Genomic DNA, 25,237 nt, shown 5'->3' on the forward strand with positions numbered 1-25,237 from the left:
TCAAGAGGCTAGAGGACGCATACGGTGCCGCTGGCGAAGGCGGGTACTGGATAAAATCGTCCCTACCGCCTTGGCGCCTATCATGGCAAATTTAAACGCGCTCATCACACGACCGCCCACTAACAATTAAAGGAACGTCAACCCGCATTTGAAAACGGGTCACTTTTGGATCACGACTGGCGTACCGATTTTGACAAGTTGATAGAGTTTCTTCGCGGCTTTGATAGGCAATTCGACACACCCATTACTCTGAGGATAGCCATATGTTTTGCGCGGATATCCGTGAATCGCCGTATTCCCAACTAGGTCCATCACATAAGGCACGCCCTTGATGTGATAAGTCTCTCCATCCGGGTCTGTACCACTCATCGTAGCAGATAGCTCTTTCGCGTGAACGTAATACTGGCCTGGCGCAGTGGCGGCTCCCGTGACCCCTGTATTACATAGCGACTTAAAAATCTGCTTGCCATTTTTATAAAGCGTTAACGTTTCCGGCGACGTTTCGCGAACAACCACTTGCTCATCACTGGCCACAATAAACGGGCGCTCGATAGAGGTGTCCTGCAAGTACTGCCCCGTCTTGCTCACAGGTCCTTGTGGCCCACCAGTGAGCGTCATCTGTACGGTTTCCGTCGGCGACAATGGCTTGTCCGGTATAAATTCCGCAGTCGTGGGGCTCGTCCACTCAACTTTACCTTGCACATTCGGAGTAAAATGGATATCCTGAGTCAATTGTGATGGATTTGCGACAGGTGCGCTAAACGTAAATGTGAATGGCCCTTGGGCTGGCACGTTAAATTGCCACACCCCTGGATTCGTCGTCACCGTCAGTGGCGCAGCAGTTTCACCCTGCAGTGTCACCGCTTTGCGAAGCGGTTTTGATTGAGGTCCAGCGGCTTGCTTCACCACAATTTGATAGGTAGTCCCTTGCACGAGCGCTGCAGGCACCCAAACATCGGTCGACGGTTTCTTCAAGGCCGTGTGGTGTACCGTTGTGCCTTGTTCCCAAGTCATCTGCGAAACAGGGTGGTTAAACGCAATTTCGACACCCTTTATCGCGTTGACCGCAACGACGCGGCTATATTTCAATTGCGGCAACGGTTGCTCCGCCCGCTTTGAGCTGCACCCGACAGTGGCCGCGCAACTCACGACCACCGCGCCAGCAAGTGCGCACCGAACAACACGACTCAAATAGATTCCGTCTTTCTGCACTCTCATCACAATCCTTACGCCCACAACCATTCAGCTATCTCTTAAACTATCTGACGACGCACATGGCGTCAATGTTACAGAGAAGGAAGGAGGTCAACCATGAGCCCCGAGGAACGAATGTCAACGCTACGCCCCGGCCAAATATTTCGGCATTACAAAGGCGGACTTTACACCTATCACGCCATCGGACGACACAGTGAGACCGAAGAATGGTATGTGGTGTACGCCACGAAGACGGGGGACATCTGGATTCGCCCCTACGACATGTTTTTTGAAACCGTCGAGGTAGACGGCCAGGTGGTGCCACGATTCCAGCCCCTTGCAGACTAGGCCGCCGACGTGGCGGCCTGCGCCGGCAGGAGCGCGGTATCCACGGCCAAATCAAACTGCTGGCGGATCCTTATCCGACGGTGGACCGCCGCCCTCCCAATCGAAGTATGGGCGATAGCGAATGCCCGAATGGAACCCGATGATGCAATACAGGACCACGAAACCTATCCAGACCAGCGAAGAGAGATAGGGAACCAGCCATCCGATGAGGCCGAGTAGCCACAAGGGGCTCATCCCAAACGCCTTGAATAACCGGACTTGCCAGCGAATCGCCGCGATGAAGTAGAAAATGAGGGCAGTCGCACAAATGGCGACGCCCACCCAATGCCACAACAAAATCGCGATTCCCCCAACCACGGGTGCCAACAACCACAACCAGTTCCACATTGTCACGCGAGTCGTTCGAAAAAGCGGGTATAGGTTTGCAACTGGAATATATGAAAGCCAGGGTAACGGCACTTTCGCCTTGCGGAACATACAATACTGCGCCGTCGCAAACAGCAAGTACAGGATGACGGCAAAGGCGAGATGCAACGCTAAGAAACCAAACATCATACCCAGCACGAGATGAAACCCGATACTCGGAGGTAAACCGCTCACATACACCTCTCCTCACCTGCTACACAAGGCGTGTCGGCAGGCAACCAGTCGCGAACTCAGGCCACATGCACAACATCCATCCCTATGAATCTCAACTATCATATAGCATATCATACAAAATCAACCACATGGCCTGTGACCAGCCGAGTGGCGTGTTTTCGTTTGGTGTCTCGGTTATGGGTTGATAGAGTTCAGGCAGTTTGAAGTCTGCCGTCATTTGTTCCTGAGCGCGGGCCAAATAGGCGAATGCCTCCTCGCGATGGCCAAGCAGTGCGTGGCAGATGCCTAACCAAGGCAGGCCCATGCACCACTCTGCTTCCTGCCCCTGTTGTGCATAATATTTATCGTCAAGATAGCGAAGGACTCCGTGTCGGCGCAAAAGTGTTCCTTCCACGCGTTCGACAATCATTTCCGACATCCGGGCGGGTAGCAGCCGATATGGATACAGCAAACTAAGCAAAGCCATATCCACCTCTTTGGAACCGCTTTCAGACGGGAGTAATCGGTACAGTGCACAGAGCCCTTGTTGAATCGCTGCCCACGGGACGTCGACGAACGGGCGAATCGCAAACAACCCCGCTACGCAGGCGCCTATGCTGCTCGCATGTACTTCCCGGTTCTCCTCCCACATGCCATTGTCGGCGTCGTGCCAGTATTCCAGCGTAATCAAATACGAAACAAGTAGCGTAAGGATCAATTTGTCCTCATCGTCCCGGAGCATCGCTCGCCCCTGTCGCAAACCTTCGCCAACGCCGAACAAAAAGGCGCCGATTGCGTCATTTTGCGCGTTGCCCCAAGGTTCGTGGACTTCCTCCAGCGTGTCCGCTGTGTAACGTGGATGAATGTACTCGAATGCCTCATGCGGCTTATGGGTCGCATGATACGCTAATTTCCATTTGTACTTGCGGAAAATATCGAACAGACAGTGGTACGTCTCCTCAAATCTTGAATTGTCGCGATGAATGTCCGACAGCGCGATATAACAAACATCTCGAATCCAAACATAATGGTACGTGTTTGAAGGGCTTGCCACATAAAGGCCATTTGCCAGCCGTAGCGTGTCTAAAACCTGCTGCACTTGGTCTCGCATGAAACACCCTCCTCTCCCTACCAGTTTAGACAGGGAGGGTGGAGGGTGTGATCAAATTGGGCCCATATCTTAGCGGACCGCGACTTCGACCGGGAGATTGACATGGACACGACCGTTAATCATGTCAATTTGGGTCTGATAATACTGCTGCAGCGTTCCGACGTCCGACCAATATCCAGTGGCGACGTGTCCGTTCAATGGGATGCCTTTGCGAAGGAGGGCCGGAAATAATTCACGGCCAAAATCATACGGCCGATCCGGCGGAACAAAATGGAGGATTTCTGGTTCAAGAATGTAAATCCCAGTATTCACAAAATAAGACCTATCCCGGTTCCACACATCCGGTTTCTCTTCGAACCGGGTGATATTGGCGTTGGCGTCAAACTCGACAACGCCGTAACCCAGCGGGCATGCCACTTGCGTCAAAACCAGGGTAGCCAGTGCACGGCTGCGACGATGGCTTTGCATGGCCTCGGAGAGGTCAAAATCCGTCAAGCCGTCGCCACTCATCACAATGAAGGTCTGGTCGAGGTGTGCATGCAGCGCCCGGATACCACCTGCTGTACCTAAGGGAACAGGCTCATCCTGATAACGAATCTGGACACCCCATGCACGGCCGTCACCGAAGTAGTTACGAATTGCGTCCGCCAGATAACAAACGGTAATCGTGATGTCGTCAAATCCGTGTTTGGCGAGCAATTCCACAATGTACTCCATTGTGGGTCTATCGAGCAATTTCAGCATCGGCTTTGGCAGTAGCCTCGTCAAAGGTTGTAAACGGGTCCCCTTACCCCCAGCCATGATGACAGCCTTCATATCCAGCCCCCTTATCGTCTCGTGAAATCTTGTGATGTGGCAGTATATCAATTTCTCCTTCGCACTATGACGGAGGTATGCGCTTTCATTCAAATAAAAAACAGAAAATTATATGATCTAGCTATACGCTGATTCGTTACGCTGGAATTGTAAGGGCATAAAAAATGCACAGGCAGCGCCTGTGCATAACCATCATGTTACCTGCTCGGTTTCGTCCCAAGTCAGGGACTCGTCACGGTATCCGCCTTCGCCAGAACAGAGACGCGGTGGTAGACACCCGCCGTTTGTCGGGCAATGTTTTGCCAGTCAAACCGATGCAGCGACCGTTTCGCGTTGTCAGCCAATTGTGCCGCAAACTGCGGCTCTCGCAGCAACCGCCACACTTGATTCGCAACAGATGCGGCATCGCCGGGGAACGCGGTCAACCCGTTGTGTTCGTGCGAGACAATGTCTGAAAGGCCACCCACGTCCGAAACCACTACAGGTACCCCTGCCGCCATTGCCTCCAACGCCACAATCCCAAATGGTTCATACAAACTCGGGAACACAGCCACATTCGCCTGCTCCAGTAAGGCGTTACGCGTGTCATCCCCGACAAACCCGAGAAACTCCACGCAATGGGCCAATCCCAAGCGCTGTGCCTGCGCGCGCAAATCCTCCAGCATCGGCCCGTGCCCGACAATGACAAAGCGCACGTGGGGTGCGCGAGACACAATCGTCGTGGCCGCCTCCAACAAGACATGGACACCTTTCTCGCGGACAAGCCGTCCGACAAATAGCACCATCGGCCTATCTGACGAGCGCCCCCCTCGAAGCTCCGACTTCGTTGAGAACACATCCCATCCGCCCATGCCCTGCGCATCGGCACCATCCTCTGATGAATGCCGCAAAAGCGTTGCATCTACCCCGTTGGGGATCAGATGAACTCGATTCTCCTGTACCCCAAACAAACGAGTAACCTCCCGGGCCATATAGCGACTGCAGACAATCACCTCGTCGGCGTCGTTCGTCAACTCCCGTTCAATTTGGTCAATATGGCGCTGAGTGTCCGTCTGGATGCCTTGGTTGCGGCCATGCTCTGTAGCGTGAATGGTCACGACGAGTGGAAGTCCGTGATGCACCTTTAAAAACCGGGCTGCATCAGCCACAAGCCAATCATGGGCGTGAATCACGTCAAACTGGAGCCCATCTTCCTCTATCAGTTGGCGACACCTCGCCAGCATCGCTAGATTCAATTGAAAGGCAAAATGAATAAAGGCACCGCCATCCGGTTGCCAAACGTGAACGCGGTGCACATGCACCCCGACGACCAGTTCATCATTAGGGTAACCATTCACCTCGGTCGTCACCACGTGCACTTCATATCCTTGTTGGACCAAGTGTCGGCTTAGATCATAGACGTGTCGCGCAAGCCCCCCCACCGTCATCGGAGGGAACTCCCAAGATAGGAGTAAAATGCGCCGTGCTGGCTTCGCCGTTCGTTCATCGCCCGATACAGCGAAGCGATTTCCGCGAGAACAGAAGATACGATAGTCGACATTCGGAAAAATCGGGCTATCGCGTTCCACCTGCTCTAAATAGGCAACATCCATGTCCGCTTTATCCACCATCTCGCACAGGCGACGGCATCGGTTGACATGTCGCTTCGTCCGCTCAATGGCGTAATCCACTGTCGTTTTATTGTCCATCATAAACGCAAAATCACTACTGGCGGCCAGCATCCATTCCCGCACCGCCTGATTGAGCGCGCGGCGCACTGACAAAGAGGGATTTGGGTTGGCATTCGCAAGTCGCGAAAGTGTCAACTCGCACTCGTGTAAGGCGGGATAAATCCAGTCGTTCGTGCCGTTCAACCAGACGTCACCGTAGCCATCCCGCCCCCACGTCGAAAAATGTAGCGTCGTCGTTTGAAAATCGCTATACAGGGCGAGATATTCCGATGGCGTGATCGATTGAATATCGGTTTGGTCAAAGTGCATTTTGCGAAATAACATGTCGAGAAACACAGGACCCTCATACCACCAGTGACCAAACAGCTCCATGTCATACGGCGCAGTCACTACCGGTGCGCGGCCAATCTTCTCTTTCGCACGGGCAATTTGGGATGTGCGATTGCGCAAAAAATCTTCGGCATGCATGGCGGCTTTGGCGCGCGCGGCGACAAAATCATAGGGCTGTTTGTGCTCCGTGTGGCCCGTGATGCGGTCGTATTTGATCCCTGTGTTCAGGCGAATTCCGTCCTCGCGAAACAAAGGCGCCAACTCATCGGAGGACAGTTGAAACCCAATATCGCGATAATATTCACGGTAATCGTAGTCACCCGGATAACCGTACTCCGAGCTCCAAACCTGGTGAGAAGACGACGTGTCGCGCGCAAATGCAGATAACCCCGTCGGCGTCACCACGGGCGCATAAGTGCCAAAGATGGGCGCAGGTGTGGCACTTGTCAATCCATGCGTATCGATAAATACATACTGAACACCACAGTCTAGCAAAATCCTATCTACTCGCGCATCATATGCACACTCTGGCAGCCACATCCCCCTAGGGCGCGTTCCGAGGTGCTGGACAAAGACGTCTACAGCCGTCGCAATTTGCGCACGAATCGCTTCTTCTGTTAGCACATAAGGCAGAAATGCGTGTGTCGCAGCCGACGTGACAAGTTCCACATGTCCCGCCCTCTGTAGCGCTGCAAAAGCCGGCAGGATATTGCCCGCGTGTGCATCAAAGAAGGCGAGCACCTGCTCGAAGCGTTCCCGATACCCCTTCGCAAGTCCCTGCAAGATTGGATTCTCTGCAGTTCTCTCACACTCCTTATCACACAACTGAAGCAGCTTCGTCATGTGCTGGCGATAGCGCTGTTGCAGCGCCTCGTCTGCAAGCATCGAAATAAGTGGTGGCGATAGCGAAAGGGTTACACGGAAATCGACCCCCTCCGCCGCCAGCGTGTGGAAGACTTGCAAAAGTGGGATATACGTCTCCGTTAGCGCTTCAAAGAGCCAACGCTCCTCTATTCTGTTCTCCTCTTCAGGGTGCCGGACGTACGGTAAATGTGCGTGCAGGACTAAATTGAGATATCCGAGTGTCATTCGCTTCTCTCCTCCGACACATGTACGTGATAGCCGTCGAACGTCGCCTCGTAAGGGTAGAGAGCTTCCGCAGGCGACTGAGATCTTCGGTCGCGATGAAACGATGGGTTTGCTGCAACAGAGGAAAATTGAACACTCGGCAACACGTCACCCGCTTTCGCGGGTGGAAGCTGAATCACAGCGGACGACAGAATACAAAACAGTCTATTTTCAAGGGTTGTCGTAGAAAGATGGAGGATATAATTTCGGCCAGGTGACAGTGAATGCAAGTACCAGTTATCATCGTCATGCGTGACTGAATGTTGCGATATGAGCGGGGCATTATAGCCGTCGAACCAACAATCCGTCACGTCGTAGACGCACAAAAACAGCGGTAATGATCGCCAGTTGCAGTGAAAATGCGCGCCAAACAACCACTGAACATGTTCATCGACCTCCCAATAGACGAAAGCGGTAAACGGATCTTTGACCATCGCGACCATCCGACTACGACCAGCTTTCCGCGTCCAGATGTCGTCATACAGGTTGTCCTTCCCCAAGCCATCCACTCCATTTTTCGTTCACTTCAGGATTTGGCGCCGGTCTAGCGGATGCCATCCGCCATCATCCAGAGCCTAGTCCATACATATGTAGGGAAAGAAGCATGGATGCCTTTCGGCGCAACGCGCTCACTTGAAACGTTGTGCAGCGCAGCACCGTCTCATCTATGTAGACCTTTGATGTCCCGAGGCGGGCATCGTATAGTCAATCGTATAGTCAGATGAGCGACGCGTTAGGAGATTTTCCATTGAACAAATTGACCATGCTATTTGTTTTCCTGCTTAGTTGCGCACTCGCGGGATGTGCACCCGCTACACAACACACCGCGACAGCGAGCAACGAATCGAAGGCGTTTGTGTCCAACCCCAACAACGCAACCAAACCAACAGCCGCTTTGCCGGCTGCAAATTCGACCAACACGAAGCACAGGGATGCAAGCGCGGCGGTGAAGATATCCACTGCTTGTCGCGTTCAAATTACAGCGAAGACGGTAACATCAAAACACGACAACATTACGTATCCACAACTGTCCGGACTCTCAAGCCAAACTGTCGAATCAAAACTCAATGCGCGGCTACAGATAAATCCAGCCCACCTCCATACCATCGGCCCAGAGGACAGCTACACAGCAAACTACCAGGTCGTGTTCCAAGCAGGACCACTCTTGGAGATTGACGAAACAGCCTATGATTATCCGCAAGGTGCCGCACACGGTGAACCTATCCAGCAGATGATTTTAATGAACATGGAGACCGGTGCTATCTATCACATGGGGGATTTGTTTCGGGCGGGGTCGGATTACTTAGACGTACTCAGCCAGCAGATTCGACAAGAGGACACGAAATCTATACTCGATAGCAACTTCTCTGGCGTCACTGAAAAGGACGGGTTTGCGATTACACAAACGGGTGTGCGCATCTTCTTCATTCCCTACGAGTGGGCTGCCTTTGCCGCCGGATTCCCGACATTCGACATACCATATGACTCGTTAAAGTCAGTCATCAATGCACAAAGTGATTTATGGCAAGCCCTGCAGCGCACAGATACGCAACAGGACATCCGCGTCCAGACAGAAGACATGAACAGCATCAAATCACTAGGCTATCAACCCTACCGAGTGTCCCCCACAGATGCCGTACCCTGGTTTGCACAGAGCAACACGGTGCAAGACATTCCACTATACGCGTTTAGCGGCACGAAAGGCTCAGGAGCGGGAAAACTATTTTTCTTTCTCGGAGACAAGTACCTTGGCACGGATACCCTCAAAGATCACGCACTGCCTATCAATTTGTACCCGGACGGAAGTGGAAGCATGGTCGGCGAATATTCGACCACTGGGGCAAATGGCGAACTCGAATCATTCACCACCCGGTTTCACTGGAATGGCACGAAACTCACGACAACGCCAAACTTTCCAAGTACCTTCTCATAAACCAATCAAGTGGGAGGGGGCGTCTAGTCCCCCGACCTCTCACACCACCGTACATACGAATCCATATACGACGGTTCATGAAGCCCGGCAAAGTTGCAAGTCCCTCATCTGTAAACGTCGCAGTATGCGTCAAACGGATCACACCTAGTAGCAGGGCCTTGGGACGAGATAATCTCCTTAGGAATCGGATCCGTAAAAAGATTGGGTGTCGTGGGGCACCGCTCGAAATATCACCCTTCACCGCTTCTGGTACTTGTTCCGCAAACTTCGCACGCAGAGTCAGACACACCCTTCCGAAGAAATCCAGTGGCTGTCGGTAGGAATGGACGAGCCGTCTTGGAAGATACACGCACCGTTCAAGTGGGCCATGTCCGCATCGAGGTGAGACGAGGATTCAACCCTACTGATGCACGTTTTACAAAACCAAAAAAGAAAGAAGCCTCCCACAAGTTCGCTGAACTCATGAGAAGCTTCTAGTCTTTCGTTAGATGTGAGGAAGATGTCGGCAATCACTTCTCACCGACGATTCAAACCCTTGATAGAACGGGTTTTTAGAACCTCATTACATCATGCCGCCCATGCCGCCCATATCAGGCATGGATGAAGATGCCTTTTCTTTTTCCGGTTTGTCAGCGACTGCTGCTTCCGTCGTGAGGAAGGAAGCTGCTACGCTGGCAGCGTTTTGTACAGCAGAGCGCGTAACCTTCGCTGGGTCAACGATACCTGCTTGCAGCATGTCTACCCATTCGCCGGTTGCAGCGTTGTAACCGAGGCCAACTTTCTCGTTCTTCAGGCGTTCAACGATGATGGAGCCCTCAATACCTGCGTTCTCCGCAATTTGACGGACAGGTGCTTCAAGCGCCTTGCGAACGAGGTTGATACCCGTCAGCTCGTCGCCTTCAGCCGTGAGGTTTTCAAGCGACTTGATGACGTTGACGAGCGCCGTACCACCACCAGGGACGATACCCTCTTCGACAGCTGCACGCGTCGAGTTGAGCGCGTCCTCAATACGCAACTTGCGTTCTTTCAACTCGGTCTCCGTTGCAGCACCAACCTTGATCACCGCGACGCCACCAGACAATTTCGCCAAGCGCTCTTGCAATTTCTCACGGTCAAAGTCAGAGGTGGTCTCTTCGATTTGGTTCTTGATTTGGTTGATGCGAGCGCTAATTTCAGCGCGGTCACCACTACCATCGACAATGATGGTGTTTTCCTTGCTGACGCGAACCTGACGAGCGCGACCCAGTTGCTCAATCGCCGTGTTCTTCAGCTCGAGGCCGAGTTCTTCACTAATGACTTGGCCACCAGTCAATACAGCGATATCTTGCAGCATTGCCTTCCGACGGTCACCAAAGCCAGGTGCCTTCACAGCCACAGCGTTGAACGTACCGCGAATCTTGTTGACAACCAAAGTAGCCAACGCTTCGCCTTCAACATCTTCCGCAATCAAGAGCAGCGGGCGGCCGGATTGAACAACGCGTTCCAGCACCGGCAGAATTTCTTGGATGTTGCCAACTTTCTTATCGGTGATGAGGATGTATGGCTCATCGAGCACAGCTTCCATCTTGTCGGTGTCCGTCACCATGTACGGCGAGATGTAACCACGGTCAAATTGCATACCTTCAACGACTTCGAGCTCCGTCGTGAAGCCCTTGGATTCTTCAACCGTAATGACGCCGTCGTTCCCGACTTTCTCCATTGCTTCAGCAATCAACGCACCGATTTCTTCAGCACCTGCGGAGATAGCAGCGACCTGCGCGATGTTCTCACGGCCTTGAACCGGCTTGGAGATATTCGCAATCTCCGAAACAACTGCTGCTACAGCCTTGTCAATACCGCGGCGAAGAACCATCGGATTCGCACCAGCAGCAACGTTCTTCAAACCTTCGCGAATCATCGCTTGCGCAAGAACCGTCGCGGTCGTGGTACCATCACCAGCGACGTCGTTGGTCTTCGTTGCAACTTCTTTCACCAGTTGAGCGCCCATGTTTTCATAAGCGTCTTCCAGTTCGATTTCCTTCGCGATGGTCACACCGTCATTCGTGATGAGCGGAGAACCAAATTTCTTTTCCAACACGACGTTACGGCCCTTTGGACCAAGGGTTACTTTAACGGCATCAGCCAGTGCATCCACACCTCGCAGCATTGCGCGGCGGGCTTCTTCACCAAAGCGGATTTCCTTTGCCATGTTTCAAACCTCCCTGACCGTATTATGTAGTCGACTTATTTCTCGACGATTGCCAAGATGTCGCTTTCACGCAAAATCAAAACTTCTTCGTTGTCCACTTTAATTTCCGTGCCAGCATACTTGGAGAAGATCACGCGGTCTCCGACTTTTACGTCGAGTTCGAAGCGCTTACCGTCTTCTACTTTACCTGGGCCAACTGCAAGGACTTCGCCTTCTTGCGGCTTTTCCTTTGCATTATCCGGAAGGAAAATGCCACTAGCGGTTTTTTCTTCACGTTCTACTGGACGCACCACAACGCGATCAGCGAGCGGCTTCAGCATGTGAACAACCTCCCTTTAATAGTTCATCCTCTTTGTTAGCACTCTCGGTCAGTGAGTGCTAACACCATGGTCTATAATAAATCGTTCCGAAACAGAGTGCAACACGTTTTACAAACTTTTATGATTCGCGCCATATAAGTGGTTGTGTCGTCAAATGTCGAATTAAATCACCGATGTCGGATAGATGAAATTGCGAGAGTTGAACGCGCTCGTCGCGGACAATGTCGCCTGTCCAACAAACCGCAATGGCTCCCGCGCCAACGCTATCCAGCAACGGGCGCAACTGATTCAAATCGCGCGCGACCAAGACCTTTGGCAATGGGCTGCGCTTGGCCCCTTCGACCACCAGCCAGTCCAACTGTGCGCCCGTCGAGGCGATGGCGCCGAGCATCGTGCGAATCCAGTCGAAGACATTGGTGTCTGCACTCGCCCAATCGTGCAGCATCCAGCCGCGCCGACTGGCAATCATCGTCCACCGGGCGCCAGCCCGCGCCACTCTATCCGTATCCGACCCGCGCTTCTCCCAATCCGTCGGGTGGTCGGGACTATCGGCGTGGCCATCGTGTTTGATCACGCCGACCCCCGCACCCCCACGGCGCAACCCAGCCACCAGCGCTTCGACGACCTGCGTCTTCCCCGCATCTTGGTAGCCTACGACGGATATCAGCCGCACATCAGTCATTCAGCCAACCACCCACGCCAAGCAGCGCAATATCGCGCTTGCGCACGCGCGTGCCAGCCAAAACACGCGGCAACAACACATCAAACGAGGTTCTATCGTCGTGAATCACCGCGCCTGGCAGACCAAAAATAGCCGTTTTCTCGCGATAAGCGAGCATTAGCATGGCACCGGGAATAATCGGCGTTCCGTGCGTCACCACTTCCGTGGCGACCGTGCGAATCGCCCCCGGTGTCCGATCATCCGGGTCAACCGACATTCCCCCGGTCACACAGACGAGCGTCGCCCCTTGTTCACAGGCAGCTACAATCGCCGCGGCAATGGCCTCTGCATCGTCTCCGACAAACACCTGGGCAACCACCTGAACCCCAAATTCCGCCAGTTTTTGACGCAATACAGGCCCAGATTTGTCTTCCACGCGGCCGCTTTGAATCTCACTGCCCGTGGTCACGATGTGTACCCGCTGCACATGGTAAGGCAATACGTCGATAATGCTGCGTCCGCCATGTGTCTCCTCAGCAATTAACTCGACGGCCCGAATTTTATCAGCGCCAATGACAAGCGGAATGGGCCGGACGCTCGCGACCGCTTGCCCCTCGCGCACATGCGTATAGGGGCGGCGTGTCGAAATCGAAATGTGCTCAATGCTATTCATTGCGGCCACGCGTCGCGCATCCACCCACAACATCCCATCGTGTTTGGCTCGCAACACGACCTTGCCTTCCTCGACCTCAGACTGTACGAGGCCATCGCCAGCCAGGGCGTTCGCCATCATCTGCGCCGCATCCTCTTCGTGCAATTCGCCCTCCTCGAGCTCAAGCACGTAAATGTGACGCTTTCCCATATCCAACAATGTGGGAATGTCTTCTTCGCGAATGACGTGACCGCGGCGAAATTGCCGCCCTTTGAAAACACCAGGGACGATTCGCGTCATATCGTGTGCCAACTGTAATCCGACAGCGTCTTCGACTTGAACCTCACGACGTTTCAAACGCAGCCCTCCATGCCAACCAAGCTTCATAATCTTCCGGGGTGTGCACAGGTCGGATACGCCACTCCGGCGTCCCGTCTGCCAGTGCAACCGGAATGACATGCAATCTATCCAATACGCCCATCAACCGTACCTGACCAGCCGCAACCGCATCCACAACCGCCGCAACCGCCCGGTGGCGATAGCATGCAATCAGAGGTTGCATCCGCCCGTCGCGCAGCAGCGCGGCGCCATCGGCAGCTTCTGAAGCCGCAAGCGCCGCATGGCACTGCTGTAGGACGTCGGTAGTGATGCCCGGCAAGTCTCCCGCAAGAACTCCAACTGTGTTCGCCGTTTGAACGCGCACTGATGTAAACACATGGGCCAGTGCTGTGAGCGGCCCCGACCACGGCACTGCATCCAATTGCCAGTCAATTTTATTCGCGCAAGATACTGGCAAATGCCGTGACACCACATCTCTAACTGGCCCTGGCGCATGCGCGACAATCACGAAGTCGCACAGTGACGCGGCCACCGTCACGACGTGCGCCAAAATCGGCGGCGACAGCGGTGCGCGTGGCAACAACAGCTTGTCCCCCAAAGGTTGCATCCGGCGGCTTTGACCACCCGCTACGACGACACAGATGTCGGGTCCCAACAGTTGACCACACCCTCTTCTGTAATCAGGTAATTCAGACGTCTATCGTGTGTAGCAACCGGCAGCGCCGCTCGTACCTGCCGCTGAAATCCGATGCCGATTGTGCAAACGGCCAACGCACCAGCCAGATAGCGATCATAATAACCCCCACCGTACCCAAGCCGCCAACCGTCCTGCGTAAAACCGAGGCCCGGCACTAACAGAATATCTAGCTGTTCCTTTTGCACCGGCAAAGCGTCAGCCGGTGGTTCCAAAATGCCATACGCACCCGGCACGAGATGATGTGCTTGGTCGACGGCAAACATCTCCATGACGCCAAGCGCCCGGACGCGCGGATAGACGATGCGCCACCCCAGCGCAGAGAGGCCTGCGAAGCATGCCGACACATCAACTTCACCTCGCACAGCGGCATACAAACCTATCGTCAGTGGCTGGTCGTCGCACGATTGCCGTGAACGGGCATACCCCGCGCAAAAATCGAGAACGCTGGCACAAATCGCCTGCTGTGCCCGATGTCTTTCATTTTCTGTTAAACTCATCCTATCGCGTTTTAACAACTGTCGCAAATGTTCCTTTTCCGTTTCAACAGTCAACAAATTCCCTGCTTCCACCAGAAGTTAGCCAGCTCAGGAGCCGGCATACGCTTCTGTATCTGGTTGATAGACATTGAGTTTCAAAAAGATCCACGGGGCGCCGACAGTTACCCACCAGCCGATGAGCAAGTCGCGCAACAGGAGCCATGGCAAAACAGATTCCGCACTTTGTAATCCCCATTGTATCGCAACCATGCCGCCTACGCCGATGACGCCTGCACAAATTCGCTTCCACCAGACTGCTTCAATCGCACTGTGGATGAAACGGCGTTCAATCACGGTGCCGGTGCCGATAGCAAATAGATAGGCCGCGTATTCAGCCCCGCGCGGATCATGGTTAAAATAGAACAAGACTGCGGGAAACAGAATGGCAAATGCCAACGCAAAGTGCCACGGAATGCCACGGTAGCTCCACCAGCGTCCAATTTGCCAGCCGGCGTAACCGATGATAAGGCCAAGTAGCCAGCCGAACACAACGTCCATTGGCCAATGCAAGCCTAGGTATACCCTCGATATACCAATCAGCAGGACGAGGGTCAACAGCGCGTAGCGCAAGACTCTTGTCGGAAGGTAGCGAACGAGGGCCGCCCACAAGGTTATCGTCCCCTGCGCGTGCCCGCTCGGTGTCGATAAACCGGTCGCGGTGCTCAAATACAGGCTCCGGACGCCAGGGACTCCGATGGGACGGGCAATCTGAATGACCGATTTGAGCCAAGCGTTAAAAAACATGCTTGTCAAAAAGACATACGTCAGTCGCAAGCCAAACTGCCGGCTGAAGGCAAGGAACACGATAGGTAAGATGATGAGATAGAACGACTCCGTTCCAAGGTAGGACAACACCGTTGCGACTTTGTCCAAAATCGGCGTGTGGAACGATTGAATCCATAGAATAAAGTGATACTGCCAACCAAAGCCAGCGGGCAGCAAAAACGTATGCGTCGCCATCAGCGCTGTCCTCCTAACGTAGGCCTGTCTAGAATCCCAGTCGCTAGAGTGTATGAGATAAAGGGGAATCGATATGATTGTTTTACAAGTAAGTCATGTGAAAAAGAGTTATGACACCGTCGATGTCCTCCTCGACGCGTCACTAAGTATCCGCACCGGCGACAAAGTAGGGCTTGTCGGAGGTAATGGTGCCGGCAAATCGACACTCGTCCGAATCGTCACCGGACAGGAACAACCAGACGCGGGCCAAGTGACCTGGCGCGAAGGCACAACCGTCGGTTATGTGGCACAATATGTCGATACATCGGAAGATAAAAGCGTATACGCCTTTGTCGCAGAGGCGCGTGCGCACCTCGAGCAAATGGAACAGGAACTCCGCAAGTTAGAGCGGCAGATGGCGGATAAAGCCATCTATGAAGACGAAGCCCGCTTCGCCCAAGTCAGCACCGCCTACGACACGCTGTCGAGGCGCTTTGAAGACGAAGGCGGCTATGCGTGGCAAACCGACATTCGACGGGTGTTGGCCGGCCTCCAATTCCCGAAGGAAATGCACGACATGCCCGTATCATCGCTAAGCGGCGGTCAGAAAACACGATTGTCACTGGCTCGACTATTGGCGACTGGCCCGGATTTACTCGTCCTCGACGAGCCGACCAACTACCTCGATACGGAGACGCTCACATGGCTCGAACAGTATTTAAAAGGGTACTCCGGCAGCGTCCTTGTGGTGTCGCACGACCGCTATTTTCTCGATCAAGTCACCACCCACACCGTCGAACTGACCCAAGGCACGACGACGAGCTATACCGGCAACTACGAAGCATATCTGGAGCAAAAGATGGAGGCGCGGTTGCAACAAGCAAAGCAGTTCGTCCATCAACAAGAAGAAATTGCGAAATTGGAGACGTTTATCGCCAAGAACCTCGCACGCGCGTCGACCACCAAACGCGCGCAAAGCCGGCGCAAGATGTTGGAGCGAATGAATCGAATTGAGCAACCTGATACCGACCCTGCCAAAGTACATCTGGCGTTCAGCGCCAATCGTCCGTCTGGGCGCGACGTCCTGCAAGTCAACGACCTGGCAATTGGCTACGGAGAGACCGTTTTGGCGCGAAATGTGTCGTTTCGCCTCGAACGCGGTATGCGGCTGGCTATCCTCGGCCCCAACGGCGTTGGTAAAAGTACGCTCATGAAGACACTTTTGCACCAATTAAAACCGCTGCACGGTTCCATCGAAGTAGGGCAACACGTGCAATTCGGCTATTACGACCAAGAACAGACGGACTTAAATCCATCGAAAACCGTCCTCAGTCAAGTTTGGGACGAGCACCCCAACATGGATCGGACAACCGTGCGCGGTGCACTCGCGCAGTTCCTCTTTCGCGGCAGCGACGTGGAAAAGCCTGTGTCGGGATTGAGTGGCGGTGAGCGCAGCCGACTCAATCTCTGCCGGCTCATGCTACAGCGCGCTAACACGCTATTCATGGACGAACCAACCAACCACTTGGACATTCCTAGCAAGGAAGCGCTCGAGAGCGCACTCATCGACTACGACGGAACCTTGCTCTTTATCTCGCACGACCGCTACTTTATCGACGCCATCGCTACACACGTAGGCGTCCTTTCAAAGGACGGTCTGACGCTCTACATCGGCAACTATACCGACTACCGGGCGAAATTAGCGGAGAATGACCGGCTACAGGACATTGAGCAAACCACCTCTGCCACAGCGACTGGAAAGGCTGCGCAACAGAGCCGCAACACGAAAGACACGCGCAGCAATACCACACAAGACAAAGCATCCGACAAGGTGCCCAGGCGCCCGGATGGTGACAAATCATTCGCGCACACAACGGGGGAGCACAGCCCTGTAAGCGCACCGCGCCGCCGGATTCGCTCCTCCGATGTGCGCAAAGCGCAAGAAGCTGTGGCGCGCTGGGAGCAGATATCCACAACCTGTGAGGTGGAGATGGAACAAGTGGCCACGGCCCTCTCGGAGGCCGCGCAAAATCAAGATCTGGATCAGATTTACGAGTTAGAGGCCAAGCGAAAAGCGTTGGAAGAACAGCACGAAGAGGCGCTTGTCCGCTGGGAACAGGCTGCCCTGGAATTAGAGGCGTTGGAACAGGCGCTGGCGACGGACGGCGGATAAAGCCGCCCCATCGTCAGCGCGTCATCCTCAGTCAAGGTGGACATATCCACACTATACACAGACTTATCCACAGACAAGTTCGGCGGCATTTCGAGGTTTTTCGACGTTTTTCCACAACATCCACAGCTGTGTAAATGCAACTTATACACAAAGCTGTGGATTTCCTCGCCCGAGCCGCATTTCCATCTCGCCGTCGAGATGAGCCCTTACGCCCACGATTGCCAGGTGTCAAGGGATAGTTGTGCATACGCGTTGAGCGAGAGATCATTCTCTTTGCCCTGCTGAAAGCGATAATACCCGGCGCTCGCAATCATGGCAGCGTTGTCCGTGCACCAACGAAGCGGCGGGAAGACGACCTCCACCCCAGTCGCCGAAGCGAGTGCGGTAAAGCGGGATCGGAGACCACGGTTTGCCGCCACACCGCCCGCGACGACAAGTCGCTGGTAGCCCGTGTGGGCGAGCGCCCGCCTTGTCTTCTCCTCCAGCACGTCAATCACTGCCGCCTGAAAGCTCGCACACACGTCCTTTGCATCTATCTCCTCGCGTCGGTTCCGCTGCTTTGTGAGCGCATTGTTGACAGCCGACTTTAATCCGCTGAAGCTAAAGTCGTAGCCCTCTTCATCCAGCAGGCCACGCGGGAACGCATACGCCTCTTGGTTTCCGTCGTGGGCGAGCTCGTCCACCTTCGGTCCACCCGGGTAGGCGAGGCCAATCAGCCTGGCGACTTTGTCGTAGGCCTCACCGGCGGCATCGTCGCGCGTCCCGCCGAGCTTGGTAAAGCAAAACTGCTCGTCCACCGTCAGCAATTCCGTGTGCCCACCAGACACGACAAGACACAAAAACGGCGGGCGAATCTGCGAATTGAGCGTAGCCGCCGCAACGTGACCGGCGATGTGGTGAACACCAATCAGTGGCTTGCCAGTCGCCAGCGCGTATCCCTTGGCGGCAGAGACGCCGACAAGGAGTGAGCCTAACAGCCCTGGCCCGCAAGTCACTGCGATAGCGTCGACGTCCTGCCATGTAGAGCCCGCTTCCCGAAACGTCTCATCGACGACGCGCGTGATGTCCTCGACGTGGTGACGGGAGGCGACTTCCGGGACCACACCGCCAAAAGCAGCGTGAATCTGCATCTGCGTCGCAGTCACCTCGCTAATGAGTTCCCGGCCATCGCGGACCAGTGCCGCCGACGTCTCGTCGCAACTTGTCTCAATGCCTAAAATGATCAAATTCGTTCTCCTCCGGCTGTCACTCTGTCCATCGGAGATAAATCCACCCACATGATGATGGCATCCTCCTTGTTGTCGGTGTAATAACCTTTACGCAGCCCGACGCGCTCAAAACCGTACTTTTTATACAGGTTCTGCGCCACCGTATTCGAGACGCGCACCTCCAAGGTCATCTTGCGCCCACCGTTGGCAGCACACAAGGACATCAGTGTGCGCAGCAACTTGTCGCCTAGTTTGCGGCCGCGATAATCCGGATCTACCGCGATATTCGTCACATGCCCCTCATCGAGAATCAACCACAAGCCGCCATAGCCCACCACACGGCCATCCAATTCTGCGACCACATAGCGCGCGAGTTTATTCTCTACCAATTCACCAAGAAATGCGGCTCGCGACCACGGCGCCGTAAACGCACGGCGCTCGACTTGCAAGACTTGGTCCAAGTCTTGCAGCAACATCCGACGAATGACCACATCTTCTACTGTACTCACGGTCGCTCGCCTCCTTTTTGCCGCAATTCCAGCTTTACTTCTGCTTCTACAGGCAATGCGTAATCGGGTAAAACGGTGTGGATGCGCTCCCCCGCAAAAACAGGATATTCGTCACGCAACGCGAGCCGGAATAACGCGTCTGCAAACCGCGTGGAAACATCTCCCCACGACAAGGGCAACAAGTCCACCGAAAGATTTACGAGCGCCAACTCGTCCGGCGGAAAGTCGTGGACGAGGACAGCCGGCACGACAGACGTATGCGCAGGAACCTGCGCGAGCCAGTCGGCAATCGATTGAACCTGCGCCTCCGATCTCGACGCCAAACGGCCGCCCACAACCGTAAACCAGGCACCAAACGCCCGATGGCGCCGCGCGAACAACAGAACCAATACCGAGACTTCCGCCCCATCCGCCGGGGCCGGCACCCCCAAACCTGCCGCCAACGCAATCGCGTCGAGCGTCGGTACCGCTATAAGTGGCACCTGCAGCACATGCGCCATCGCCTTGCCGGTGGCCACCGCCATCCGCACGCCAGTATACGATCCCGGCCCAACCCCCACACCGATTCGCTCAACTTCCCAGGGGTGAAAACCGGCCGACTGCATCACAAACGAAATCGACGGCTGCAACAAGCGCGAATGCCCACGCGGTACACGTTGGGTGACGGCCGACAGCAGCGTCCCGTCCAAATGACCCGCGGCGACCGCCATCGCGTCCGTGGCCGTATCCATCACAATCACGCCCATGCGTCCATCCACTCCTGCAAACGTTGTCGTGCCGACGCACCTTCGGCGCGAACGCGAAGTTCCCGTGTCGTCGCGCGGGTATCGTCATCCGCCGCTTGGGAGCCGTGCGCAATGTGAACCGACAAATAGTCGTCTAAATCCGCTTCCACACCGCGCGCCCACTCAATTAACACCACACTAGACCCATCCAGATAATCGTCAAATCCGATTTGCGCTAACATAGCCGGATGCAAAGTGACCGCCTCAGCAGTCGGTTCGTCGTATAACCGATATAAATCCATATGAATCAAGGGCAGCCGCCCTTCATACTCCGCGACGAGCGTAAACGTCGGACTGGTCACAGGTTCAGCGACGCCAAGTCCCTGCGCAATCCCCTGCGCGAAATGCGTCTTCCCGGCGCCCAAAGGGCCTCCGAGCAACACCACGTCGCCAGCCTGCAATACCCCGCCAAGACACACGCCGAAGCGCCTTGTCTCATCTGGGCTCGTCGTTGTCATCAACCATTCGTTTGCCATTGTTGTCTCCCTTTGCGCGCTCGCCCAAACGCAGTTTGCGTCCCCGTCGAGCACGCGTCCAAATCACGCATCATCGCGTTTAAAGTGATTGTATCCCTTCGAATCAAGCACTTCCATCTGACCATCCGACCGCCGCATGACCACGCCATCCCCTTCATCGACGCGACCAATCCGGGTAACGGGCACGTTCAGCGCGCTCGCCCCCGCCAAAAGCGCCGCAAACGCCCGATTCGGCGCCGCGCCCACCAACTCGTAATCTTCGCCGCCGTACAAGGCGTACGACAGTGGATCCCGCTCCACAGCACGCGCCAACTCAACGACCTCCGGCAGCACTGGCAGCTTGTCCGCGTCAATCACGCACCGCACACCACTCGCCGTGGCAATCTCATTCAGTTCGCTCGCCAAGCCGTCGCTCACGTCGTTGAGCGCATGCACGCCCGCTGTCGCACACAGGCTTCCGATGGCAACCCGAGGCTCTGGGCGCTGATGGCGTTCAATCAGGCACGCCTTCGAAATGGCAGACACCGGCGTCGCTTCCTGCATCACTTGCAAGCCCGCACTCGATCCGCCGAGCCGCCCCGTGACGAACAGAATATCCCCCGGTCTCGCGCCAGATCTGGGAATCGGATTCGCTGCCTCCCCGATGACGGTGGTCGTCACGACGAGCGGCCCACTCGTCGAAACGACGTCGCCGCCAATAACATGGCAGCCAAAACGCTCCGTCACTTCGCGGAATCCGTCATATACCCGCTCCAGTCGCTCAGGCGCCCAGCCACTGGGAATCGCGATGGATACGACGGCATACTTCGGCTGTCCGCCCATGGCTGCGATATCGCTCACCGAGACCGCAAGCGACTTATATCCAAGGTTGTAATCCGTCAAGGTCGTCGCCAAAAAATGAACGCCCTCGACCATCGTATCGGTCGTCACCACAAAAGGCGCACCGCCTGTTCGCACGACAGCCGCGTCGTCCCCGATGCCCAAGAGCACATCCGCGCCTGGTTTTGGCAGTCGCCGGGCAAGCGCTGCAATCAGCCCAAACTCGTCCACCTGAGCAGTTCCTCCTGTCTTCCTGAACCTGCTTTCTATTTCATCATAACAGTGTCAAAAGGCATGTTCGACGCCTCTTGTCCATACATATGAATTTGAGTTGACATTGCGGGGTGCAAATATGGAATACCTAATGGCGTGGATTCACAGCATTACATCGGGCATTGTGTCGCTCGGTTACCCAGGCGTCTATATTGCCATGGTCTTAGAGGGACTGGGCATGCCTTTCCCAGGTGACGCATTTCTCGCATTTTACGGTTACGCCGTCTCCGAACAGGAGATGAACGGCATCGCCGTGTGGTGCATCGGTTCACTTGGCTACTTCACTGGCGTCTCCATCATCTTCTGGCTTGTGCGCAAGTTTGGGAGCCTCGTGCTCAATCCACTCTATCGTATTCACATCTTGAGCCCCGAGCGCCTCGACCATACGTCCACCCTGATGCGTCGCTTTAGCGCACTTGTCCTAATACCAGGCCGTTTTCTGCCCGGCATCCGGTCCCTCAGCACCTACGCCGCCGCCTTCGTCGACATGCCCTACAGCACCTTTACAGCATATACCATTGTCGGATCAATCATCTGGTGCGGTGCCTGGATAGGCCTCGGCTTCTGGTTCGGCGAAAATGTGCAGACTTTGCTGAAGCACGTCCAGTCGACCTTGACATGGGTCACGATTGTCATTGTTCTGCTGGCTCTGCTAGTCTTTATCATAAAGCGACTTCAATCGAAAACGAGGAGTGGGCAATGAGCCGTGCGCGTAGAATGGTGTGTTCACAACGAAAAACTAGGTGTCCGAAAGACGATTGAAGAAGTCAAACACTGGCTGCAAAGCCAAGAGGCCGCTACCGCAAATCCGCCAGTGGTGGAATTTGAACGCTACGCCTGTGTGGAAGACTGCGCACAATGCGTCCGCCAGCCGTTCGTCCTCGTGAACCAGCGCGAATCTCTCACTGCCCCCTCCGGCGAAGAATTGACGACACTACTCCTGAACCGATTTCGCGACCAACACAAACCGTAGATTCGCCACAATACATCGCCATCGCACATGCAAATCGGGTACCCCCATTGGTGGGGGGGTACCCGATTCGTCACATTACATTACTTTACGCGATAGTCGTTGTGTCCGTCTGCGTCTCCTGCGCAGGCAATGCCTGCGTAATGGCACCTTGGGGAAAACTGAACACATTCTTGTTGACGATGGTTTGCACCGCGTTGTTCACGGCGCTCGCATCGACGGGTTGTTTCGGATTGGGGATGTTCACGCGAACCTTCTTATTCTGGTCCGTCATAAATGACAAGTACAGCGAAAACTTTGTCGCCACGTTGCTTCACCTCCCCCCTTGCCGTCTTCATACGCGCTTACGCGCCTGTCGTCGGTGCGGTGTTCGTCGATGCATCCTGCGTGATAACCACTTGGTCGACCCGCGCAATCTGCACGAGCGGCTCACCAATGAGCGCTGCGAGTGCCTGTCCGACGGCGAGCAAGTCGTCATCTGACGCGTTCATTGCGACATTCGCATAGTTCGTGTTGCGCATCTTCGGTTGACCACTGGCCGTGGTACCGTTCTGCGTCTGAATTTGCAAAATGCGGCTGACTGGCGTTGTCTGTGCCATTTGTGTCGCCTCCTCTCTGCGCTGTGCGCATGAGAGGAAATGCACTTTTCACTGCCAAACGGGGACAGGGACAAATTGTTACAGGCGCTCATCAATGTCGTCGGGAATTCCGTCAAATATGCCAAAAACCAAATTCAAATCAAGGTCAGCTTAATCCGCAACGATATTGAAATCTCCGTCATGGATGATGGAGACGGTATTCCAGAGACATTGCTACCACATGTGTTTCATCGTTTCGTTAGAGGGAAAGATGGCGAAACCGGCCTGGGACTGGCCATCTCAAGAGCCATTGTCGAACGTTGCGGCGGCGTCATCACTGCTCAAAACCTCGATACAGGCGGCGCAAGCGTAATGATGCGCTTCCCTGCGCCTGCGTGAGAAGCGTTGCGGCGATGTCCCGCACAAAGTAAGATGGCGCCCGCCCCACTGAGCGGACGCCCAACTTCCTCGTCTTCACGCATTTGGACCGTAGTCCGATGCGATGGTCTGATCTGCCCCGTTATAAACTTTTGCCGCCCGGAATACCAGCGTCAATACAACCGTGACGACGATGTTTAGAATCAGCGCCCAAATTCCGGCGTACGCGGATACCGAGGTACCAAACCAATGAATGGCGTAGGTGGTCGATTTATAACCAGTCGATCCCCACATATAAATGCCGTACAAGATTCCAACCAGCCAGCCAATGAGCAGTGCTCGCCGATGAAACCATCCCGTATACAGCGTAAACACGAGCGCGGGCACCGTTTGAAGGATGAGAATGCCCCCCACTTGCTGCAGTGAGATGGCATACTGCTGTGGAAATCCAAGAATGAACACCAACGCGCCAACCTTGACGAGCAAGGATACCCCTTTTGCCACATTCGCCTCGTGTTTTTCCGAGGACTGTTTGTGAAAAAAGGCCCGGTAGATATTGCGCGTAAACAGATTCGATGCAGCGATTGACATGATAGCGGCTGGGACCAGTGCGCCAATGGCAATCGCGGCGAACGCAAAACCTGCAAACCACCCTGGAAACTCCTTGAGGAACAGAAGTGGAACGGCCTGGTTGGTGTTGCTCGTATGAATGCCTACAGCTAGCGCCATCAATCCGAGCAATGTGATGAGGCCGAGGCCAAATGTATACGCAGGCAACAGCGCCATGTTTTTCTTGATGGTTCTCCGGCTATCCGCGCTGAAAATACCCGTTAGCGTATGCGGGTAGACATACGCTGCAAGGGCGGATCCCAATGCCAACGTCGCGTACAGCGTAGCACTCTGATTCGGGAGAATTAACGCGCCTGGCGGATTGTGCGTCGCCAGTGCGGCTTGCGCCACTGTAAACATGCGATGGAAACCGCCCAGCTTAATGGGAATGACCACCACTGCCACAATGACCGTGATATATATCATCAAATCCTTCACAATCGCGATGAGCGCAGGCGCACGCAACCCACTGGTCAACGTATACAGCGCCAACACGACAAACGCCACGATGAGCGGCCACTCGCCTTGTAACCCCATGGCGCTGATCACGGCTTGCATGCCAACCAACTGCAACGCGATGTAGGGCATGACCGCAACAATGCCTGTGACGGCAACGGCCAAGGCCAACCACCTGTCGCCAAAGCGGCCTTCCACGTAGTCGGCGGCTGTGACATAGCCGTGTTTCTTACAAACAGACCACAGCCTTGGCAGGATAAGAAAGAAGATAGGATAGACCACAATTGTATACGGAACAGCGTAAAAAGCCAGTGCGCCCGCTCCATACATCAAGGCTGGCACCGCAATAAACGTATAGGCGGTGTAGAAGTCTCCGCCCACCAAAAACCACGTGACAAGCGTCCCAAACCGCCGACCCGCAAGTCCCCACTCCTCAATGGAATCGAGGCTACCCCTGCGCCAACGGGCGGCAAGAAAGCCAACGACAGTGACTAAAACAAAAAACACAATAAAGACGGAAAGTGCAGTCCACTGCATGACAGTCCCCCCCTTCCCCTATATG

At 54.8% G+C, this 25,237-nt stretch carries 27 protein-coding genes; 6 read left to right on the plus strand and 21 right to left on the minus strand.

Features of this window, described 5'->3' with window-relative positions; genetic code table 11:
- Positions 1 to 159 precede the first annotated feature (159 nt).
- Positions 160 to 1,212 (minus strand): L,D-transpeptidase, encoded by a 1,053-nt coding sequence (locus J3482_RS21490; protein ID WP_206916047.1) that lies wholly within the window; start codon positions 1,210 to 1,212, stop codon positions 160 to 162.
- Positions 1,213 to 1,311: 99 nt separating this feature from the next.
- Between J3482_RS21490 and J3482_RS03270 the strand changes: the two genes are divergently transcribed.
- Positions 1,312 to 1,542: a DUF1653 domain-containing protein gene (locus tag J3482_RS03270; RefSeq protein ID WP_236017849.1), complete on the plus strand. Its 231-nt coding sequence runs from the start codon at positions 1,312 to 1,314 to the stop codon at positions 1,540 to 1,542.
- Between the two features lie 51 nt (positions 1,543 to 1,593).
- Here the strand turns inward: J3482_RS03270 and J3482_RS03275 are convergent, their stop codons facing one another.
- The 5 genes from J3482_RS03275 to J3482_RS03295 all read right to left on the minus strand — a co-directional run bounded on the left by J3482_RS03275 (position 1,594) and on the right by J3482_RS03295 (position 7,676).
- Complete coding sequence (locus J3482_RS03275) at positions 1,594 to 2,142, minus strand: hypothetical protein (protein ID WP_206922055.1); 549 nt, start codon at positions 2,140 to 2,142, stop codon at positions 1,594 to 1,596.
- A gap of 91 nt (positions 2,143 to 2,233) precedes the next feature.
- Entirely contained in the window at positions 2,234 to 3,232 is a 999-nt protein-coding gene (locus J3482_RS03280) for a glycoside hydrolase family 15 protein (protein WP_146821511.1), read from the minus strand.
- A 69-nt stretch (positions 3,233 to 3,301) separates the two neighbouring features.
- A complete protein-coding gene (locus tag J3482_RS03285) occupies positions 3,302 to 4,048 on the minus strand; it encodes a nucleotidyltransferase family protein (protein WP_146821513.1) in 747 nt (248 codons plus the stop codon).
- Positions 4,049 to 4,269: 221 nt separating this feature from the next.
- The gene (locus J3482_RS03290) at positions 4,270 to 7,137 is read right to left on the minus strand and encodes a 1,4-alpha-glucan branching protein domain-containing protein (RefSeq protein ID WP_206922056.1); all 2,868 of its coding nucleotides are present in this window, start codon (positions 7,135 to 7,137) and stop codon (positions 4,270 to 4,272) included.
- Entirely contained in the window at positions 7,134 to 7,676 is a 543-nt protein-coding gene (locus tag J3482_RS03295) for a DUF4912 domain-containing protein (RefSeq protein ID WP_206922057.1), read from the minus strand. The genes J3482_RS03290 and J3482_RS03295 overlap by 4 nt, the downstream gene beginning before the upstream one ends.
- Before the next feature lie 248 nt (positions 7,677 to 7,924).
- On the opposite strand from J3482_RS03295, the gene J3482_RS03300 reads away from it, so the two are divergent.
- Positions 7,925 to 9,109, plus strand: a complete 1,185-nt coding sequence (locus J3482_RS03300) for an RsiV family protein (RefSeq protein WP_206922058.1) — start codon at positions 7,925 to 7,927, stop codon at positions 9,107 to 9,109.
- A 562-nt stretch (positions 9,110 to 9,671) separates the two neighbouring features.
- Here J3482_RS03300 and groL read toward each other — a convergent pair.
- The 7 genes from groL to J3482_RS03335 all read right to left on the minus strand — a co-directional run bounded on the left by groL (position 9,672) and on the right by J3482_RS03335 (position 15,462).
- Positions 9,672 to 11,297, minus strand: coding sequence for a chaperonin GroEL (gene groL / locus J3482_RS03305; RefSeq protein WP_206916036.1), 1,626 nt, complete (start codon positions 11,295 to 11,297; stop codon positions 9,672 to 9,674).
- A 35-nt stretch (positions 11,298 to 11,332) separates the two neighbouring features.
- Positions 11,333 to 11,617 (minus strand): co-chaperone GroES, encoded by a 285-nt coding sequence (gene groES / locus J3482_RS03310; protein ID WP_146821520.1) that lies wholly within the window; start codon positions 11,615 to 11,617, stop codon positions 11,333 to 11,335.
- A 118-nt stretch (positions 11,618 to 11,735) separates the two neighbouring features.
- The gene (locus tag J3482_RS03315; RefSeq protein WP_206922059.1) at positions 11,736 to 12,299 is read right to left on the minus strand and encodes a molybdopterin-guanine dinucleotide biosynthesis protein B; all 564 of its coding nucleotides are present in this window, start codon (positions 12,297 to 12,299) and stop codon (positions 11,736 to 11,738) included.
- Positions 12,292 to 13,287, minus strand: coding sequence for a molybdopterin-binding protein (locus J3482_RS03320; RefSeq protein WP_146821522.1), 996 nt, complete (start codon positions 13,285 to 13,287; stop codon positions 12,292 to 12,294). Before J3482_RS03320 ends, J3482_RS03315 begins: the two co-directional genes overlap by 8 nt.
- Complete coding sequence (gene mobA / locus J3482_RS03325; protein ID WP_206916031.1) at positions 13,274 to 13,924, minus strand: molybdenum cofactor guanylyltransferase; 651 nt, start codon at positions 13,922 to 13,924, stop codon at positions 13,274 to 13,276. The genes J3482_RS03320 and mobA overlap by 14 nt, the downstream gene beginning before the upstream one ends.
- A complete protein-coding gene (locus J3482_RS03330; RefSeq protein WP_206922060.1) occupies positions 13,897 to 14,520 on the minus strand; it encodes a 5-formyltetrahydrofolate cyclo-ligase in 624 nt (207 codons plus the stop codon). Before J3482_RS03330 ends, mobA begins: the two co-directional genes overlap by 28 nt.
- A gap of 30 nt (positions 14,521 to 14,550) precedes the next feature.
- A complete protein-coding gene (locus tag J3482_RS03335; protein ID WP_146821525.1) occupies positions 14,551 to 15,462 on the minus strand; it encodes a phosphatase PAP2 family protein in 912 nt (303 codons plus the stop codon).
- Between the two features lie 73 nt (positions 15,463 to 15,535).
- Here J3482_RS03335 and J3482_RS03340 point away from each other — a divergent pair, with 73 nt between their 5' ends.
- On the plus strand, positions 15,536 to 17,614 hold the full coding sequence (locus tag J3482_RS03340) for an ABC-F family ATP-binding cassette domain-containing protein (RefSeq protein WP_206922061.1): 2,079 nt from the start codon (positions 15,536 to 15,538) through the stop codon (positions 17,612 to 17,614).
- Between the two features lie 206 nt (positions 17,615 to 17,820).
- On the opposite strand, the gene tsaD is transcribed toward J3482_RS03340, so the two are convergent.
- The 5 genes from tsaD to thiL all read right to left on the minus strand — a co-directional run bounded on the left by tsaD (position 17,821) and on the right by thiL (position 21,642).
- Positions 17,821 to 18,840, minus strand: coding sequence for a tRNA (adenosine(37)-N6)-threonylcarbamoyltransferase complex transferase subunit TsaD (gene tsaD, locus J3482_RS03345; RefSeq protein WP_206916025.1), 1,020 nt, complete (start codon positions 18,838 to 18,840; stop codon positions 17,821 to 17,823).
- Positions 18,837 to 19,298: a ribosomal protein S18-alanine N-acetyltransferase gene (gene rimI / locus J3482_RS03350; protein WP_206922084.1), complete on the minus strand. Its 462-nt coding sequence runs from the start codon at positions 19,296 to 19,298 to the stop codon at positions 18,837 to 18,839. Before rimI ends, tsaD begins: the two co-directional genes overlap by 4 nt.
- 29 nt (positions 19,299 to 19,327) lie before the next feature.
- A complete protein-coding gene (tsaB, locus tag J3482_RS03355; protein ID WP_206922062.1) occupies positions 19,328 to 20,077 on the minus strand; it encodes a tRNA (adenosine(37)-N6)-threonylcarbamoyltransferase complex dimerization subunit type 1 TsaB in 750 nt (249 codons plus the stop codon).
- A complete protein-coding gene (gene tsaE / locus J3482_RS03360; RefSeq protein WP_206922063.1) occupies positions 20,068 to 20,592 on the minus strand; it encodes a tRNA (adenosine(37)-N6)-threonylcarbamoyltransferase complex ATPase subunit type 1 TsaE in 525 nt (174 codons plus the stop codon). The genes tsaB and tsaE overlap by 10 nt, the downstream gene beginning before the upstream one ends.
- A 63-nt stretch (positions 20,593 to 20,655) precedes the next feature.
- Positions 20,656 to 21,642, minus strand: coding sequence for a thiamine-phosphate kinase (thiL, locus tag J3482_RS03365; protein WP_206922064.1), 987 nt, complete (start codon positions 21,640 to 21,642; stop codon positions 20,656 to 20,658).
- 121 nt (positions 21,643 to 21,763) lie between these two features.
- Between thiL and J3482_RS03370 the strand changes: the two genes are divergently transcribed.
- Both J3482_RS03370 and J3482_RS03375 read left to right on the plus strand, forming a co-directional pair.
- A complete protein-coding gene (locus J3482_RS03370) occupies positions 21,764 to 22,387 on the plus strand; it encodes a DedA family protein (protein ID WP_146821531.1) in 624 nt (207 codons plus the stop codon).
- A gap of 3 nt (positions 22,388 to 22,390) precedes the next feature.
- Positions 22,391 to 22,657, plus strand: coding sequence for a DUF1450 domain-containing protein (locus tag J3482_RS03375; protein WP_146821532.1), 267 nt, complete (start codon positions 22,391 to 22,393; stop codon positions 22,655 to 22,657).
- 85 nt (positions 22,658 to 22,742) lie between these two features.
- Here the strand turns inward: J3482_RS03375 and J3482_RS03380 are convergent, their stop codons facing one another.
- Together J3482_RS03380 and J3482_RS03385 are read right to left on the minus strand one after the other, a co-directional pair.
- Positions 22,743 to 22,961 (minus strand): DUF2922 domain-containing protein, encoded by a 219-nt coding sequence (locus J3482_RS03380; RefSeq protein WP_146821533.1) that lies wholly within the window; start codon positions 22,959 to 22,961, stop codon positions 22,743 to 22,745.
- A 37-nt stretch (positions 22,962 to 22,998) separates the two neighbouring features.
- The gene (locus J3482_RS03385; protein WP_146821534.1) at positions 22,999 to 23,253 is read right to left on the minus strand and encodes a DUF1659 domain-containing protein; all 255 of its coding nucleotides are present in this window, start codon (positions 23,251 to 23,253) and stop codon (positions 22,999 to 23,001) included.
- Positions 23,254 to 23,292: 39 nt separating this feature from the next.
- Between J3482_RS03385 and J3482_RS03390 the strand changes: the two genes are divergently transcribed.
- Complete coding sequence (locus J3482_RS03390) at positions 23,293 to 23,631, plus strand: sensor histidine kinase (RefSeq protein WP_146821535.1); 339 nt, start codon at positions 23,293 to 23,295, stop codon at positions 23,629 to 23,631.
- Between the two features lie 75 nt (positions 23,632 to 23,706).
- Here the strand turns inward: J3482_RS03390 and mctP are convergent, their stop codons facing one another.
- Complete coding sequence (mctP, locus tag J3482_RS03395; RefSeq protein WP_146821536.1) at positions 23,707 to 25,212, minus strand: monocarboxylate uptake permease MctP; 1,506 nt, start codon at positions 25,210 to 25,212, stop codon at positions 23,707 to 23,709.
- Positions 25,213 to 25,237: the final 25 nt, after the last annotated feature.

Origin of the sequence: Alicyclobacillus suci, from assembly GCF_017329615.1 — a bacterium.
GTDB lineage: Bacteria > Bacillota > Bacilli > Alicyclobacillales > Alicyclobacillaceae > Alicyclobacillus > Alicyclobacillus suci.

Bases quoted from the DNA above. Each gene is read 5' to 3' on its own strand.
- J3482_RS03270 (WP_236017849.1), top strand. From the start codon at position 1,312: ATGAGCCCCGAGGAACGAATGTCAACGCTACGCCCCGGCCAAATATTT.
- J3482_RS03280 (WP_146821511.1), bottom strand. From the start codon at position 3,232: ATGCGAGACCAAGTGCAGCAGGTTTTAGACACGCTACGGCTGGCAAAT.
- J3482_RS03285 (WP_146821513.1), bottom strand. From the start codon at position 4,048: ATGAAGGCTGTCATCATGGCTGGGGGTAAGGGGACCCGTTTACAACCT.
- J3482_RS03290 (WP_206922056.1), bottom strand. From the start codon at position 7,137: ATGACACTCGGATATCTCAATTTAGTCCTGCACGCACATTTACCGTAC.
- groL (WP_206916036.1), bottom strand. From the start codon at position 11,297: ATGGCAAAGGAAATCCGCTTTGGTGAAGAAGCCCGCCGCGCAATGCTG.
- groES (WP_146821520.1), bottom strand. From the start codon at position 11,617: ATGCTGAAGCCGCTCGCTGATCGCGTTGTGGTGCGTCCAGTAGAACGT.
- J3482_RS03315 (WP_206922059.1), bottom strand. From the start codon at position 12,299: ATGACTGATGTGCGGCTGATATCCGTCGTAGGCTACCAAGATGCGGGG.
- J3482_RS03335 (WP_146821525.1), bottom strand. From the start codon at position 15,462: ATGGCGACGCATACGTTTTTGCTGCCCGCTGGCTTTGGTTGGCAGTAT.
- J3482_RS03340 (WP_206922061.1), top strand. From the start codon at position 15,536: ATGATTGTTTTACAAGTAAGTCATGTGAAAAAGAGTTATGACACCGTC.
- rimI (WP_206922084.1), bottom strand. From the start codon at position 19,298: ATGTTGCTGCAAGACTTGGACCAAGTCTTGCAAGTCGAGCGCCGTGCG.
- tsaB (WP_206922062.1), bottom strand. From the start codon at position 20,077: ATGGGCGTGATTGTGATGGATACGGCCACGGACGCGATGGCGGTCGCC.
- tsaE (WP_206922063.1), bottom strand. From the start codon at position 20,592: ATGGCAAACGAATGGTTGATGACAACGACGAGCCCAGATGAGACAAGG.
- J3482_RS03370 (WP_146821531.1), top strand. From the start codon at position 21,764: ATGGAATACCTAATGGCGTGGATTCACAGCATTACATCGGGCATTGTG.
- J3482_RS03385 (WP_146821534.1), bottom strand. From the start codon at position 23,253: ATGGCACAGACAACGCCAGTCAGCCGCATTTTGCAAATTCAGACGCAG.
- J3482_RS03390 (WP_146821535.1), top strand. From the start codon at position 23,293: ATGCACTTTTCACTGCCAAACGGGGACAGGGACAAATTGTTACAGGCG.
- mctP (WP_146821536.1), bottom strand. From the start codon at position 25,212: ATGCAGTGGACTGCACTTTCCGTCTTTATTGTGTTTTTTGTTTTAGTC.